At 52.4% G+C, this 13367-nt stretch carries 16 protein-coding genes; 4 read left to right on the top strand and 12 right to left on the bottom strand.

What is annotated here, in order from left to right; genetic code table 11:
• Positions 1 to 165: 165 nt before the first annotated feature.
• The 5 genes from ACVWXD_RS11080 to ACVWXD_RS11100 form a co-directional block, all read right to left on the bottom strand.
• Positions 166 to 1359 carry a GAF domain-containing sensor histidine kinase gene (locus tag ACVWXD_RS11080; RefSeq protein WP_181640061.1) on the bottom strand — a complete coding sequence of 398 codons (1194 nt, stop codon included), beginning with the start codon at positions 1357 to 1359 and terminating at the stop codon, positions 166 to 168.
• A 407-nt stretch (positions 1360 to 1766) separates the two neighbouring features.
• Positions 1767 to 2000, bottom strand: a complete 234-nt coding sequence (locus tag ACVWXD_RS11085) for a hypothetical protein (protein WP_181640062.1) — start codon at positions 1998 to 2000, stop codon at positions 1767 to 1769.
• A gap of 447 nt (positions 2001 to 2447) precedes the next feature.
• Positions 2448 to 3044 carry a DUF7832 domain-containing protein gene (locus ACVWXD_RS11090; protein WP_241089496.1) on the bottom strand — a complete coding sequence of 199 codons (597 nt, stop codon included), beginning with the start codon at positions 3042 to 3044 and terminating at the stop codon, positions 2448 to 2450.
• A gap of 205 nt (positions 3045 to 3249) precedes the next feature.
• Complete coding sequence (locus ACVWXD_RS11095) at positions 3250 to 3612, bottom strand: response regulator (RefSeq protein WP_032891247.1); 363 nt, start codon at positions 3610 to 3612, stop codon at positions 3250 to 3252.
• A 23-nt stretch (positions 3613 to 3635) separates the two neighbouring features.
• The gene (locus tag ACVWXD_RS11100; protein WP_457371583.1) at positions 3636 to 5078 is read right to left on the bottom strand and encodes an ATPase domain-containing protein; all 1443 of its coding nucleotides are present in this window, start codon (positions 5076 to 5078) and stop codon (positions 3636 to 3638) included.
• Between the two features lie 266 nt (positions 5079 to 5344).
• On the opposite strand from ACVWXD_RS11100, the gene ACVWXD_RS11105 reads away from it, so the two are divergent.
• Positions 5345 to 5554 carry a hypothetical protein gene (locus tag ACVWXD_RS11105; protein ID WP_095184905.1) on the top strand — a complete coding sequence of 70 codons (210 nt, stop codon included), beginning with the start codon at positions 5345 to 5347 and terminating at the stop codon, positions 5552 to 5554.
• Between the two features lie 3 nt (positions 5555 to 5557).
• Here the strand turns inward: ACVWXD_RS11105 and umuC are convergent, their stop codons facing one another.
• Positions 5558 to 6832 (bottom strand): translesion error-prone DNA polymerase V subunit UmuC, encoded by a 1275-nt coding sequence (gene umuC, locus ACVWXD_RS11110; RefSeq protein WP_457370994.1) that lies wholly within the window; start codon positions 6830 to 6832, stop codon positions 5558 to 5560.
• On the bottom strand, positions 6825 to 7250 hold the full coding sequence (locus ACVWXD_RS11115) for a LexA family protein (RefSeq protein ID WP_032891241.1): 426 nt from the start codon (positions 7248 to 7250) through the stop codon (positions 6825 to 6827). Before ACVWXD_RS11115 ends, umuC begins: the two co-directional genes overlap by 8 nt.
• Positions 7251 to 7351: 101 nt before the next feature.
• Here ACVWXD_RS11115 and ACVWXD_RS11120 point away from each other — a divergent pair, with 101 nt between their 5' ends.
• The 3 genes from ACVWXD_RS11120 to ACVWXD_RS11130 all read left to right on the top strand — a co-directional run bounded on the left by ACVWXD_RS11120 (position 7352) and on the right by ACVWXD_RS11130 (position 10671).
• Positions 7352 to 8074 (top strand): SOS response-associated peptidase family protein, encoded by a 723-nt coding sequence (locus ACVWXD_RS11120; protein ID WP_457371584.1) that lies wholly within the window; start codon positions 7352 to 7354, stop codon positions 8072 to 8074.
• Positions 8075 to 8449: 375 nt separating this feature from the next.
• The gene (locus ACVWXD_RS11125; protein ID WP_457371585.1) at positions 8450 to 10075 is read left to right on the top strand and encodes a methyl-accepting chemotaxis protein; all 1626 of its coding nucleotides are present in this window, start codon (positions 8450 to 8452) and stop codon (positions 10073 to 10075) included.
• An 86-nt stretch (positions 10076 to 10161) separates the two neighbouring features.
• Complete coding sequence (locus tag ACVWXD_RS11130) at positions 10162 to 10671, top strand: GAF domain-containing protein (RefSeq protein ID WP_122681595.1); 510 nt, start codon at positions 10162 to 10164, stop codon at positions 10669 to 10671.
• A 32-nt stretch (positions 10672 to 10703) separates the two neighbouring features.
• Here ACVWXD_RS11130 and ACVWXD_RS11135 read toward each other — a convergent pair whose 3' ends face one another.
• The 5 genes from ACVWXD_RS11135 to ACVWXD_RS11155 all read right to left on the bottom strand — a co-directional run bounded on the left by ACVWXD_RS11135 (position 10704) and on the right by ACVWXD_RS11155 (position 13350).
• Complete coding sequence (locus tag ACVWXD_RS11135) at positions 10704 to 11222, bottom strand: lysis system i-spanin subunit Rz (RefSeq protein WP_421560648.1); 519 nt, start codon at positions 11220 to 11222, stop codon at positions 10704 to 10706.
• The gene (locus ACVWXD_RS11140; protein ID WP_122753964.1) at positions 11222 to 11647 is read right to left on the bottom strand and encodes a cell wall hydrolase; all 426 of its coding nucleotides are present in this window, start codon (positions 11645 to 11647) and stop codon (positions 11222 to 11224) included. Before ACVWXD_RS11140 ends, ACVWXD_RS11135 begins: the two co-directional genes overlap by 1 nt.
• Positions 11648 to 11703: 56 nt before the next feature.
• Positions 11704 to 12087, bottom strand: coding sequence for a phage tail protein (locus ACVWXD_RS11145; protein WP_457370995.1), 384 nt, complete (start codon positions 12085 to 12087; stop codon positions 11704 to 11706).
• A gap of 2 nt (positions 12088 to 12089) precedes the next feature.
• Complete coding sequence (locus ACVWXD_RS11150) at positions 12090 to 12572, bottom strand: hypothetical protein (protein ID WP_164558481.1); 483 nt, start codon at positions 12570 to 12572, stop codon at positions 12090 to 12092.
• A 79-nt stretch (positions 12573 to 12651) separates the two neighbouring features.
• Positions 12652 to 13350, bottom strand: a complete 699-nt coding sequence (locus ACVWXD_RS11155) for a hypothetical protein (RefSeq protein ID WP_457370996.1) — start codon at positions 13348 to 13350, stop codon at positions 12652 to 12654.
• Positions 13351 to 13367: the final 17 nt, after the last annotated feature.

Raw genomic sequence — 13367 nt, forward strand, 5'->3', positions numbered from 1 at the left:
TCGTCCTTAGCGGTCATGCTCAGCCATGATCAGCGATGATGGTAGACCAGACTCCCGGGATGTGGTTTCCGCCAATCGCAAAAAAGCCCGCCGGAGCGGGCCTTGTTATAGGGGGCCATTGATCATAATGCGGCGTTATTAGAAATAGAGGTACGCCTAACCGTATTAGCCTATCTCTAATTTGGCAGGTAGGCGTGCGATGAAACAAGTGCCACTTTCAATATTAGATACGACACTCAAACGTCCGTTATGGGCCGCCGCAATCTCGGAGGCGATGTAAAGTCCGAGACCTAAACCCTCCCCCCTAGCTCCAGTTTCAGAACGCGTGAACGGCTGAAACATTAGAGGTATCAACGCCTCGTCAATAGGCGGCCCAAGATTAGTCACAGAAATAACGATCTCAGGCCCTTCTGAGAAAGCTAGCACTGTGATCGGTGCGGAGATTGAGCCATGAGTAACAGCGTTACCTACAAGATTTGAAAGCAACTGGTTTATACGAAGAGCATCACAATAGACCCCGGAAGGAACGGCCAACGATGTGACTAGTTTGGCGCGGGGATGTGAAGCTCGAATCTCATCAAGTGTCATCTCTAATGTGCAGTTCAAATCATCTACAAGTGTGCGCCGAATCGGTATACCGCCACCCAGTCTTCCCCTACTCATGTCGATGACATTTTCGATCAGCATACTCATTTTCACTGAACTGGAGCGTATTGCAGAGATCAACCTCAAGAGCCCTACATCGTTCGTTTTGCTTTCCAGCAAATCAGCACTCATCCTGATGGCACTTAACGGAACACGCAGATCGTGGCCCAGAACTGCAACGAACTGCTCATGTAGTGTGTTATCGATTCGGGCGTCTGTCAGATCTGCATTTGAATTTTCCAATAAGCGCTGCGTATCAAGGCTCGCGGCAATCAACTTTGCGAACAAGGTTAAAGTGTTTGTTATCGCGGGGTTATCAAGGTCCGCCGGAATAGAGTCAATAGCGCAAAGCGTCCCGAAAAACTCACCGTCCGAAGTAATAATCGGGATCGAGACGTAGCTCTCCAACCCATAAATCCTGGGCGTGTGGTGCACAGACCAAATTGAATGAGTGCTTGCCCTGCCGAAAATGACAGGTTTTCTGTGCTGTCTGATCTCATGGCAAATCGTGGAATCTAGTACCAGTTCTCCACCAGGCTTTAGCCCGAAATCGATAGAGTCGTCTACGGCGCAAGCTACCCACTTTTTATCTGTGACCCTGGCAACAGCCGCAAATCGCATGCCGGTCAGATTCTTCACCATGCTCAGTATCATGGGAACGGCCTCAATGCGCAGGACAGCTTCAACCGTGGACATATGTTCGATGTTGATCATGACGCTGCCTGTAACCAAGGTTAGTAAGTAGCAAACTGGTGAGTTGTGCAGTGACAACGTGAAGGTATTGCCTTCAATTAAACGCCAGATACATCCGTAGCGATGGGTTTATTTTGCTCAGATTGCCATTTTTCCCCTATCCACTGTTCACCGCAGGCGACTACCCGTGGCTAAGTCGTCGGCAAGCGAATTTCCCCGATAATAATCCTCATTCTTCAGACGCTGTTTATGCACCAAATTGGCGCGCCAGTCCGATGGTAGTCCATGGGGCTATTTTTTGAACGCCAAAAAGCACAAACCCACGACTTTATCTAGTAAAATCAGGGGCTTGTGCTTTTTCAATTTCGCGGTCAGCGAGAGTTTCGAACACAGGAGCGTTATGTCGACCTAGAAGAGACCTAAATTATTCACTCGCTCAAAATTTCATAGAGTCGCTTCTCAAGCGCCAATCTGAAACAGATTCGTAGATTGTCTGCATCGATATTGGAAATAGTCTCTTCTAGTTGAAGCTTAAAAATCGGGTCATGCGTGCGAATCTCAAGCCTCCGTGCCTCAAGTGCGGTGGGTGCGTCCGCAATCCTGGCCAGTGAATGAGCTAACACTCTACTCGCAGGATGAACATCGCCGTCGGCAACAGACATGACTTTTTACCTCGGTCTCAAACGGTTAAAGACACGCTTACGAATCTGCGCTCACTTCTAGGGAGTAGTGGGTCTACCACTTAGTTCATAAAGGAACGAAGTGCACTCGGATTGCGAGTAAAAAACGCACCAAAAAGACGCGCCTGCCCCATGGTGGTCCCATGGGGCATTTTTTGGACGCCGAAAACCACAACCCCCCGACTTTTTCTAGGAAAATCAGGGGATTGCGTTTTCTTAATTTGGCGGTGAAGGAGAGATTCGAACCTGCAATAACTCAATCAGCTAAACAATTCACGCGGTGTCCGCGCAATGACTGCTTCCGGCCAATAGCCGCCATTTACGAAAAGCCGCTTTCGACTCCAAGCGGACACTCCACTGATGCCAGGCAGGTAGTGCGAGATGTGCGGCGTCGAGCCGACTAGCGAATGTTTTAGGCCAGAAGCGCGGTTAGGCCTCAGCTTTAATCAGCACGCCACTCTTAACCCGAGCGTCCAGCATCGCGGAAAATCCCTCAAAATCGTGCGCGGACTCCGGGGCAACGTACATCAAGTTGCCAAAGTGATCGGCGTAGTCGTGAAGGTAAAGGCCACGGCTCCCGTAATAGTGCTGTGCGATCGCATTCCCATCGTCGTTTAAGTCGTCCTCAGTAAATTTGCCATCGCAATACCTGAATAGAAATTCGGTGGCAGAAAGTTCGCCACTGATCACGCGGGCGACGGCTTCAGGCTCTTCCTCGACATGAAGGTCGCCAGCCCAGCCTCTAACAAAACACCATCTCATGAAAAGCGCTATGTGTGTGCCGCCATGCTCTTGTGGTTGGCCTGCTGGAAAGTCTCCGCCATGGTGCCAGCTTGCATCATCGTACTTCATGGGCGTCCTTGAGATGTTTTGCGTTGAAAAGGGGCTTGATTTATCACGTTCTCGCAGGGATCGGGTAGGTCTGTTTTCACTTTCATCAAGCAGGAAAACACAGAACTGTCGTTGCCCTACCTGGCCATAGACAACATCATTCGCCATTGCTGCCTGATGACTGCGAATGTCCACTTTTGACCGACCTCTGCCGAATGCGAGGGGCTGCAATAGGTCGATAGCTGCCGGTGGCGACTGGCAGTCATCGGCCAATAGCTGCCTGTCGGGACCGGCTGAAATCGACCCTTAGCGGCTTTTGATGAATTCTGTCGTCCAAAAACGGACACCAAGAATGTCTACGAAAACCAGGGTGATTCAAATTGCCTTGAGCGGCTGAGAGCTACTCGGAACCTAAGAGCTTTCTAACCTCGGCGATGATCAAATCGATATCGAATGGCTTTGCCAATACTGCATCAAACAGATCCGACCTCTGCATACCGATGTGTGCCTGAGCACCGCTCATCAAAATGATAGGCAAGTCGTTAGCGGAAGGAAGTGCTCGCACAGCTGTAGCGAACTCAAGGCCGTCCATGACTGGCATCATGAAATCTGTAATGATCAATGCAGGCCGTTCTCTTTCGAGCACGTCCAGCCCTTTTCGGCCGTTGCTGGCGGTTACCACCATGAACCCCTCATCCTCCAGCGCGAAACTGAGAATGTCAGCGATCAAATACTCGTCGTCGACGACCAGGATGGTGGTCATTTCAGTTCAATCCACGCAAAAGCTTAAGAAATCGAACCTGGAGGTGTCTCAGTGGGGACTGACGGTTCATGTCTTGAAGCCTTTGTCAGGAAAACATCTTTATCATGGATGACTACCTCAAAGCGCGAGGGGTCATAAGAGCTGTCTCGTACTTTAAGAATGGAAAGCGTCCTGCTTAGTTCAGAGTGATTCTCAGAGAAACGCATAAGCATCAGGTTGTCGACGATACTGGACAGGTCAGAGTTTGGCGCGCTTACCTCGGAGCCAAATAGATCACGCATCTCCCAGGATGCAAACACGGTTACGCCCCTCGATCGCAGCTCATTCATGAGCGCACTGAAGAAGTCAGTGATTCGTGCCGGATTTGTGGAGACTCGCGTCATACCGCTAAGGCTATCTATGAACAGGCGCTTGATACCCTTTTCTTCAACGATACTCAGCAGTCGTGCGCCCAGCCCATCCAGCAGGCCTTCAGTGGTGGGCTGCCAGGCAATGCTCAAGGCGCCGCTATCCTCCATACCCTTGATATCGATACCCAGTGATTGGCCTTTGAGTCGCAACCGTTGTGGGCTTTCGTAAAAGCCAAAATGCAGCCCTGGAGCATCGACGGTCGACTCTGCAAGAAATTTGAGACCCAGAGTCGTTTTACCAATCCCGGAGGGGCCCATGACCAGAGACACACTGGAACTGTAAAGGCCTCCACCCAATATGCCGTCCAGCGAACCAATGCCACTAGGAATACGCGTCATGTCTGCGCTGTCAGGGGCGGACGGGTGGCTGTAAAGACTTTCGAGTCGAGGGTAAACCACCAATCCTTCGTCGGTAATCTCACACTCATGAAGGCCTGTCATTGCTCCACTGCCGCGAGTTTTACGCAGTTGAATACGACGTACCGAGCGAGTGCCAAATAGCTCTTCGCCCATTTCAATTACGCCATCAACCATGGTGTGCTCAGGGCTGCCGTCGTCGAGACGGGAGCTGGTGAGAAATAGCACAGTGCAACCCGCGAAAGCAGCGTGCCCTTGCAACTCAGAAATGAATTTCTTGGTGTCGATGTGCGAATCGGCTTTTGAGCGAGCATTGAGCAGGCCATCTACCACCATCACTGTGGCTTTTTGGCGACTTATCTCGCGCCGAAGCAGTTTCACAACCTCGTCCAACCCTTCGTTTTCTAGGGTATCAAACGCGCTGACAAACTGAATTTCGGCGCCCACTTTGGAAGAGTCGAAAAAGCTCAGAGTAGAGAGAAACTGAAAAAGACGGTCGTGTGACTCGGCCAGCAGTGTGGCGACCAGAACCCGGCCTCCATTATTCGCATGATGGAAGCCAAGTTGGTTGGCTAGGATCGTTTTGCCAGACCCTGGCCGCCCTTGGATTATGTATGAAGCGCCCTTTACCAGCCCTCCCTTGAGCAGAGCGTCTAGCCCTTCGATTCCACTTTGGAGGCGTTTTAGCTTTTCCACGATGCGACCCTGATCTGAAAAACAGGCTGTTTAAGCCTAGTGAGGCGGAATGCTAACGCCATTTTCGCTCTGGGGCCATTCTCGCCTAAAGCATGGCGGTCTAAGAAAGTGACATGCCCAATTTTTGCCGCCTTTACCTCGGACTGAATCGCCCCGGGTTTCGTAGACGCCCTTGGTGTCCGTTTTTGGCCGAGAGCGAACAATCATAACTTTGACACTGGTTACTAAACACCTGCTGCTACGCTGTTGACTCCAACAGAGGAACGCCGATGCCAAACTCAGATCTACTCCCCTCCCTGCTCTCGAAGCTATACGAAAACCAATTAGCCCTTGAAGCCTCCATCATGGAGCTATCGAACTGGGTTGAGCAGCGTGGCTCCGCCGAGGTCGCAGAAAATATCCGGGGAGCGCTGCACACCATCGACGACAACGAAGAGTTCATCAAATTGACGCTCGCAGTTCTCATGGCACCGGAGTGATCGCTACTTGCAGGCCACTGACCAGAGTTGGTCCAGCTTGGTGGTGTAGCTCTGGCTCATCATCTCGCGCCGCATGCCCCAATCGGGGTTCGTAGGCACGCTGGCAGACCGTAGCGTTCCCCTTCCCCACCTGTCATTGATCTGGTCCAGTACGGTCATCACTCTGGTCGCCTCGGTCGGCTGAGACACCGCGAATAGATCATCCGTGTATTCACCTGGCTGGCACAGGTTGAGCAACATCACCTCGGCCTTGCTGTAGTTGAAGCCTGGACGGTAGATATGGTCGAGCGCATCAACCGCCGCCTTGGTGAGTAATCGCACATCGTCGGTTGGATACGGCATGTCCACCACAACCCCGTTCGCGTATTTCGCCTCGTCCGGATTGAACATGCCGGTGCGGATGCAGACCCGGACTTTCTTGCAGAGCGAGTTCTGTGCCCGGAGCTTTTCCGAGGCTCGCATCATGTAGGTGGCCACCGCCTCCTTGATCGGCGCAAGCTCGGTAAGGCGCTTTCCAAACATGCGGCTGCAGCAGATTTCCTGCTTGGGTGGGTCGGGCTCATCCAAATCGAGGCAGGAGGTCCCTGCCAGTTCCCGCGCGGTCTTTTCGATCACCACGCTGAATTTCTTGCGGAGCGTCCAGGGGTCGGACCTGGCCAAGTCCATCGCGGACTTGATGCCTAGAGCGTCCAGATGGAGCTTCATTTTTCGGCCAACACCCCAGACCTCGGCTACATCGGTATTGCGCAGCACCCAGTCCCGCTTAATCGGATCGGTGATGTTCACCACACCGCCCGTCTGCGCTTGCAGCCGCTTCGCGGTGTGGTTTGCAACCTTGGCGAGCGTCTTCGTGTTAGCGATTCCCACGCCGACGGGGATACCGGTGCACCGCAGCACCTGGGCGCGGATCTGCCGGCCGAGAGCGTCGAGCCCGCCAATTCCGGTGAGGTCGGCGAATGCTTCGTCGATGCTGTAGATCTCGACGGCGGGCACCATCGATTCAATAAGCGTCATCACGCGCTCGCTCATGTCGCCGTAGAGCGCATAGTTCGAGGAAAACGGGATGATTCCGTGTTGCTTGAGCTTGTGCTTGATCTGGAAATACGGCTCGCCCATCTTGATAAAGGGCTTGGCGTCGTAGCTTCGAGCAATAACGCAGCCGTCGTTATTGCTCAGCACTACAATCGGCGTTTTGGCGAGATCTGGACGGAACACACGTTCGCAACTGGCATAGAAACTGTTGCAGTCGATCAGGGCGAAGACTGGCGAGTTAGACATGGCTGCGGACTGTGCTCGTGATCACACCCCAGATCGATAGCTCGTCGCCTTCCAGCACATAGCGCGCCGGGTACTTAGGGTTTTCGGACAGTAAGATCACTTCCTTTCCGCGCTTGCAGAGGCGCTTGCACATGGGGTCGTTGTTTAGGAGCGCCACTACTATGTGGCCGTGCGCAGGCTCAATTGAGCGATCCACCACCGCCAGATCACCCTCGAATATCCCAGCGCCCTGCATGCTTTCACCTGTGATCATCACCAGGTAAACATGGGGCGCCCTGATGTTAAGCACTTCATCCAGAGAAATATGCTGCTCAATGTGATCGGCCGCAGGCGATGGAAAACCAGCCGGTACATGAAACGAGCAAAGAGGCAGTTTTGCGCCTCCTTCAGCTATTGGACCCAGGATGTTGAAGCTCATGGCGGTGCCTTATGCAGATACTGTACGAATATACAGTTAACTTTGTAAGCGGCTTGCGGTCAATTTCTCTATGGGGGATTTCGACAGGCGGAGGCGTATCTATGTGCGGTCGATTCGTGCAGTACGAGGGAATGGCGATCTACATGGAGGAACTGAGCCCTCAGATCGAATTGTTCAGTGGCTACGATGCACAGCCGATCAATCGGTTTAACGTGGCTCCCACGACGCGCGTGCAGCTGCTGCACAGCAAAGAGGATGGGTTGCACATTGACGCTGTGCAATGGGGGTGGGCGCCGTTCTGGGCGAAAGGAAAGCGCCCTGATCCGATAAATGCTCGGCTCGAAACCGTGACCACTGGCAAGTTCTTCAAACAGCTTTGGCCAACTGGCCGCGCGATTGTACCCAGCGAAGGCTGGTATGAATGGGTTAAAGACCCGGACGACCCGAGAAAGAAACAGCCCTACTTCATCCGACTGAAAAGCAGAAAGCCGATGTTCTTTGGAGCCTTGGCTCAAGTAAACCCAGGCCTTGAACCGCATGAGGACGACGGCTTCGTCATCATCACTGCTGCCAGTGACCAAGGCATGGTGGACATACATGACCGTCGGCCACTGGTACTTGCCCCGAAACACGCCAATGAATGGCTTGATCCAGATCTTTCACCGGCACGCGCAGAGGAAATCGCGAAAGAGCTGTGTCAGCCGACCGAAGAGTTTGAGTGGTTTCAGGTTGGGAGGGCTGTTGGCAATGTCAGGAACCAGGGATCGGAGCTTATCGAGCCGTATCCATCAACTGAAAAACCACATGACGAACACAACGGCTGAGACCCAGCCGAGAGTGAGCAGGAATGAAATGCCTGCAAGCCGCTTATCCATTGTTCCCTGCCCATATCCAATGATATCGGAGTGTTCTGCTGTGCGCTCTGCCTGTAATCGCTGGCACATAGCATGGCACGTCCCGGACGTCGCGCTACCAAAACGGGCCAAATTCAGCAGACAGAGTGCATACGCATTTACTTAGCGCGCAATTATTTAGCGCCTCTATCATTCCAATGCATTCTTTTGCGTTCCTCGTTTCAGCCTTAAGCCTGCAAGCTGTAAATGGAATTCACTGTGCCGCATGAAAAGGCTGCCTTTGTTCGTGATCAGCAAAATGACGTGGAAATGCCACGCCACCAAATCCGGCCTTCGGAGGCCTATATGAAATTGAGATCCTTAAGTATCGCGCGAAGAGCCTTCGCCTGTTTTGGCCTAATCACATTCCTGCTAATCAGCTTGGCAGGCTTCTCTTATCTTCAAATTGATCGGCTGCGTGCTACAGAGCAGAACATTGAGCAAAACTCCCTCCCAAGTATCCAAGTCATTGACGACATCCAGATCGCCCTCCTTCACGCCCGCCTTGAAAGTATCCGCATGCTCTCAAGTACCACGAAAGATGTGCATGATTTCTCACTGTCAAAGGTCGAAGAATCTATGCAGACACTTCAGGTAAAAACTGATTTTTATCGTGCACATTTAATGTCTGGTGAGCAGGACGAAATCCAGTTCGCGAAGGCTAACCAGGCTATGCATGCGTACATCGAAGGTCTCAAAAAAGTAATCGCTTTAGATTCATCCGATCATGATCAGGCTGTCATTTTTGCCAACACAGAGCAGGCAAATAGAGCCAACACCTATCAAGAGCAGCTGACGCTTCTGCGAGACCAAAATACACGCCAAGCCGAGGTATCTGGGGTCGACGCGACCGACGTATATAACCATAGCGTCAAAGTTTTGATAGCGGTGCTAATCGTGGCATTTATCTTAACTATAGCGCTGGCGATTTTGTTCACTAACAGCATCACTATTCCAATCAGCTCATCACTAAAATTGGCGGAGAATATCGCTGCTGGCGACCTTACTCATGATCTTGAAGTAACAGGTTCAGATGAAGCTTCGCGCTTGATGCATGCATTGAATCTGATGCAGAAAAATTTGCGACACACAATTCTAGAAATCTCGGGAGCTTCATCCCAACTGAGCACTGCTGCCGTCGAAATGACGTCGATCACTGAAAGCGCTGATCGCACACTTCAGCAGCAGAACAGTGAGATAGAGCAAGCTGCTACCGCAGTAACTGAAATGAGTGCGGCGGTTGAAGAGGTTGCAAGAAACGCCAACTCCACATCTGAAGCAGCGATGCAGTCGAGCATGGCTGCAGATCTCGGCAATCAAAAAGTCACTGAAACTTTGACGGCGATGCGTGGCTTGACGGGTTTGGTTGAAGTGTCATCAGATCAGGTGAGAGAACTTGCAGGCCAAGCGCAAGACATTAGCAAAGTTCTGAGTGTGATTAGGGCGATTGCTGAGCAAACCAACTTGCTAGCTTTGAACGCCGCAATTGAAGCGGCTCGTGCAGGAGAACAGGGTCGCGGTTTCGCCGTAGTCGCAGATGAAGTTCGAGCGCTGGCGCACCGAACGCAAACATCGACGCAAGAAATTGAACAGATGATATCCACGATTCAAGCAGGCTCATCTGCCGCGGTCGAATCAATGAAAAAAAGCACATCCGAGGTTTATAGCACGCGAGACACTGCGGAACAGGCGGGCCAGTCGCTGCGTCAAATCATTGATTCCGTGCTCGAAATTAACGATAGGAATATCCAAATTGCAACCGCTTCTGAGGAACAGGCTCACGTGGCGCGGGATGTCGATCGCAGCCTGATAAGCATCCGCGACCTTGCAGTGCAGAGCAGTGAAGGCACTCGGCAAACGCTTACAGCCAGCAACGAACTTTCTCGTCTGGCCGTCAACCTAAACGATTTAGTTCTTCGATTCAGAACATAGGAAATGGGTCAGCCAACTCTAGCTTTGTTGCCCAATCTCTCATAAGCCAATACGGCACGCCCAGCTAAACACAGCATAGGTGGAATATGGTTAGCCCTGAAATCACCTTGCACTCTATGCTCAGTTTAGATGAACGATCAGCTTTGGCTGAAATTGAGGCGATCTCCAGCATTTTAAAACTCGTAACACGTCTTACGGGAATGCGATTTGCTGGGATCGCGAAGTTCACCGAAACAGACTGGGTGGTCTGCTCAGCTCACGACCCGTTGCATATGGGGATAGAGGCAGGTGACACGCTAGAGCTGGAAATCACGCTCTGCAGCGAGCTCAGGAGAGACCCTAAGGCACTATTTATTCCTAAAATCAGCGAAGACGGTAGATACTCCAGTCGTGCAGTGGTTAAACGGTATGCGATAGAAAGTTATGCTGGTGTTCCTATATTCCTTCCCGATGGTAGGTTATATGGTGCTCTATGCGCCCTAGATTCGCGTTCGATACTATTTGAAGACCCGGAGCTGGAAGAAACTTTAGCTTTATTTGCAACGTTGATAGGGTGCGTTTTTTTCACTAACCCGCTGCTGAATGAATCCGAATAACACGGCTTATCTGACATGCGAACTATTGAATTTCAATGAGATTGGTTTATAGCTCGGACGTAATCTTGGCATGCTCGTAATGCTATCAACCCATTATCACCTTCATCGGTTATGGCGATAATTCTTTGAGCATGCGCTGGGTCAAGTTGGGCTCGACGGGTTGCATGAACCACGCTGAAGGCGCCGGGGGCGGAAGGCACGTCGCAGCCACTGGCTGGATCCTCGAGGAGGACTGACAGCCGGACATCAGCAGTGGCAAGGCGATCGCGCAGAACAGCCTGGTTACGTCGGGCATCGGATAACTCCTTCGTGTGTTGTTGGTCCTGCGCGGCAAGTTGCTGCTCAGTGGCCAGGCGTTTGTCCTGCTGGGTTCTGGCCTGGGCGGCGGCGGCACTGCTGATCGCTGCCAGGTCATCCTTGTGCAAGCCGGCCTGCTCGGCGAGTTTCTTGCCCATTCGCCAGTCCTGGACCTGCCAGGTGACGCCGGCGGCGCTGGCCATCAGCACCAGGATCAGCAGCGCCAGCCCGGCCAAGTTCTGCACGGGCGTCATCACGGCACATCCTTGAAGAAGACGTGGTGCCCGAGGCGCAGCGTCTGCTTGGCCTTCGCCACCCAGGCAGGTGCCTTGGGCATCGTGGTTGCGTAGTAGTGCGTAGCGCCGCCAGTTGGATCCGGTACCGAGCCAGCTATAACTTGGTCAGCAGCGCGCTGAGCCTGGGCGAACTGCGTAGCCGGGATCGGTTTGGCGCCGCTGAGGTAAGCATAGTTCGGGTCGTTCTGGTTCCAGCAGCTGAACTGCCATGGCTTCAGGCACACGCCCGCGTAGCCCTCACCCCACCAAGACTTGTCCTTGCCGTCGAACACACGGTTGCGGATGGTCCAGGCCACAGCGACTTGGCCGTCCGGGCCTTCGCCGCGGGCCTCGCCCCACAGCGTGCGCGCCAGGATGTCCCGGTCTTTTTCGGAAGTGGTCATACTTTTCTCCAGGCAATAAAAACCCGCTCAAGGCGGGCGTGGTGTTCAGGCAGGCTTTAGGTCTCAGTTTCTTCCGCCGGCGCTTGCTCGACGATATCGGTAGAGGCCTGAATTGATGGAGGTGGTGACGGCGCCGCATCTGGCACCAGGATATGCAGGGTTATCATGTGTTTCAGATCGTAAGGGACGCCGTCCTTGGTCACTGTCACAGTCAGCAGGCCGTCGGCAAACTCGATTTCAACGTCTGCTCGTGAATCCACTTGGTTGACCGTGTAGCCCCACCCGTCATCTACCGGCGGGAACGGAACCATGCCGAGACATCCGACAATCTGATAAACGCCCTTCGACAATCGCGCCGATTTAACAGTGGTGTCGCCCTGGGTTACAAAGTCATAGGTCGCGCCCGTTGCGCCAAGGATGTTGATTGCTGCTCTTGCCATGGTCAGACCGCCTTCAGGGTGCCGTCAGCAGCACGGGTTGTGTTTGCTGTTGTGTAAATCTGGACATATGGCTGCCAAGTACTTGCACGCTTTCGTCGGATCCATGTGCGGTCAGAGTCGTGACTAATAAGAAGCATCGCCATGGTTGATGCTTCTGCGCCCATAAAAGCGATACCTTCGCCATAATCTGCGCCACTTGGGATGTTCGCTGTTTGCCCCGCCCCCCAAAAAAACATCCTCGTGGATGCAATCAGGTTCAAATCAGATTCATATCCATTTGAAGTAGCCCCGAGGCCGCTATACCCAACAGTCAGGACCCTTCCCGCCGTCGTATCGGTTCTGCCGGTAACGAGGTCTGCCGTCACTGCGTTGCCAAGTGAGCTTCGCCCCGTGCCCCCTTTGGCCACTGGCAAAACTACTGGAAGCGAACCACCTTCAGCGCCGAGGGATGCAAACAACTCCAGTGTCATTGCATTAATCTTCATGCTCGCAGTGCGAGGTGGATCACCACCAATGCCCTGTGGTGGAGTACCGAGAATAATTTCTTGCCTAGCCATAGAATACCTATTGAATAATTTTGGCGATCATCACAGTTATACCGGTAAAAACCGTATTACCAGCGTTCGCGACAAGCGCAATCTTTAAAAGTCTTGACGGGTAATCCCACATAGCTCCGATTTGCCTTGCCCCTGAACCAGAACTTCCGGCAACTGCGGCCATTATGAAATTATTTATTAGGAAATATTCATGCTCCTGCATATTAAATGGCGCACTAAAATATGTAACCGAAAGCCCCTGACCTGTCTGTCCAGCACCGGTATAAGTCCATGAGTTGCTGGACCGAACAAAAAGAGCAGCGGGAGATCCAGAGTCATATATCAACGCTTTCTCAGCATTCCAAATTCGACCGCCGTATATGGCCGTGGGCTGAGCGACAAAATTAGCAACAAACCATCTACCCGAAGGCTGTATGGTGTATCTGTCATAGCGCCTTACCCTGAACCCAGTCCAATTTCCTGGGCTTCCGTAAATCTCCAAGTTACTCATACCGATAACGCCATTGGCGCTATCTGGTCGAATAAAAACCAGCGGCTGCTCCTGGGTCGTTATTGGGGCAGGAAACATAGTAGAGGATGAATAACCGTCTGATTCATTTGGAACGTAGCGCCCCTTATAAACCGTAGACATTCGAAAAAACTCGGAGTCAATGACAACACGATTATCATCTCCTGCCGTGAATAGTAAACCGTAAGTTTCAGCCATCACTTAAACCTCACTAC

It is taken from the genome of Pseudomonas sp. TE3911, assembly GCF_054062775.1.

What these genes read in the sequence shown, in the direction of transcription:
- ACVWXD_RS11080 (WP_181640061.1), bottom strand. Translation starts at nt 1,359, where the DNA reads ATGATCAACATCGAACATATGTCCACGGTTGAAGCTGTCCTGCGCATT.
- ACVWXD_RS11085 (WP_181640062.1), bottom strand. Translation starts at nt 2,000, where the DNA reads ATGTCTGTTGCCGACGGCGATGTTCATCCTGCGAGTAGAGTGTTAGCT.
- ACVWXD_RS11095 (WP_032891247.1), bottom strand. Translation starts at nt 3,612, where the DNA reads ATGACCACCATCCTGGTCGTCGACGACGAGTATTTGATCGCTGACATT.
- ACVWXD_RS11105 (WP_095184905.1), top strand. Translation starts at nt 5,345, where the DNA reads ATGCCAAACTCAGATCTACTCCCCTCCCTGCTCTCGAAGCTATACGAA.
- umuC (WP_457370994.1), bottom strand. Translation starts at nt 6,832, where the DNA reads ATGTCTAACTCGCCAGTCTTCGCCCTGATCGACTGCAACAGTTTCTAT.
- ACVWXD_RS11115 (WP_032891241.1), bottom strand. Translation starts at nt 7,250, where the DNA reads ATGAGCTTCAACATCCTGGGTCCAATAGCTGAAGGAGGCGCAAAACTG.
- ACVWXD_RS11120 (WP_457371584.1), top strand. Translation starts at nt 7,352, where the DNA reads ATGTGCGGTCGATTCGTGCAGTACGAGGGAATGGCGATCTACATGGAG.
- ACVWXD_RS11125 (WP_457371585.1), top strand. Translation starts at nt 8,450, where the DNA reads ATGAAATTGAGATCCTTAAGTATCGCGCGAAGAGCCTTCGCCTGTTTT.
- ACVWXD_RS11130 (WP_122681595.1), top strand. Translation starts at nt 10,162, where the DNA reads ATGGTTAGCCCTGAAATCACCTTGCACTCTATGCTCAGTTTAGATGAA.
- ACVWXD_RS11135 (WP_421560648.1), bottom strand. Translation starts at nt 11,222, where the DNA reads ATGACGCCCGTGCAGAACTTGGCCGGGCTGGCGCTGCTGATCCTGGTG.
- ACVWXD_RS11140 (WP_122753964.1), bottom strand. Translation starts at nt 11,647, where the DNA reads ATGACCACTTCCGAAAAAGACCGGGACATCCTGGCGCGCACGCTGTGG.
- ACVWXD_RS11145 (WP_457370995.1), bottom strand. Translation starts at nt 12,087, where the DNA reads ATGGCAAGAGCAGCAATCAACATCCTTGGCGCAACGGGCGCGACCTAT.
- ACVWXD_RS11150 (WP_164558481.1), bottom strand. Translation starts at nt 12,572, where the DNA reads ATGAAGATTAATGCAATGACACTGGAGTTGTTTGCATCCCTCGGCGCT.
- ACVWXD_RS11155 (WP_457370996.1), bottom strand. Translation starts at nt 13,350, where the DNA reads ATGGCTGAAACTTACGGTTTACTATTCACGGCAGGAGATGATAATCGT.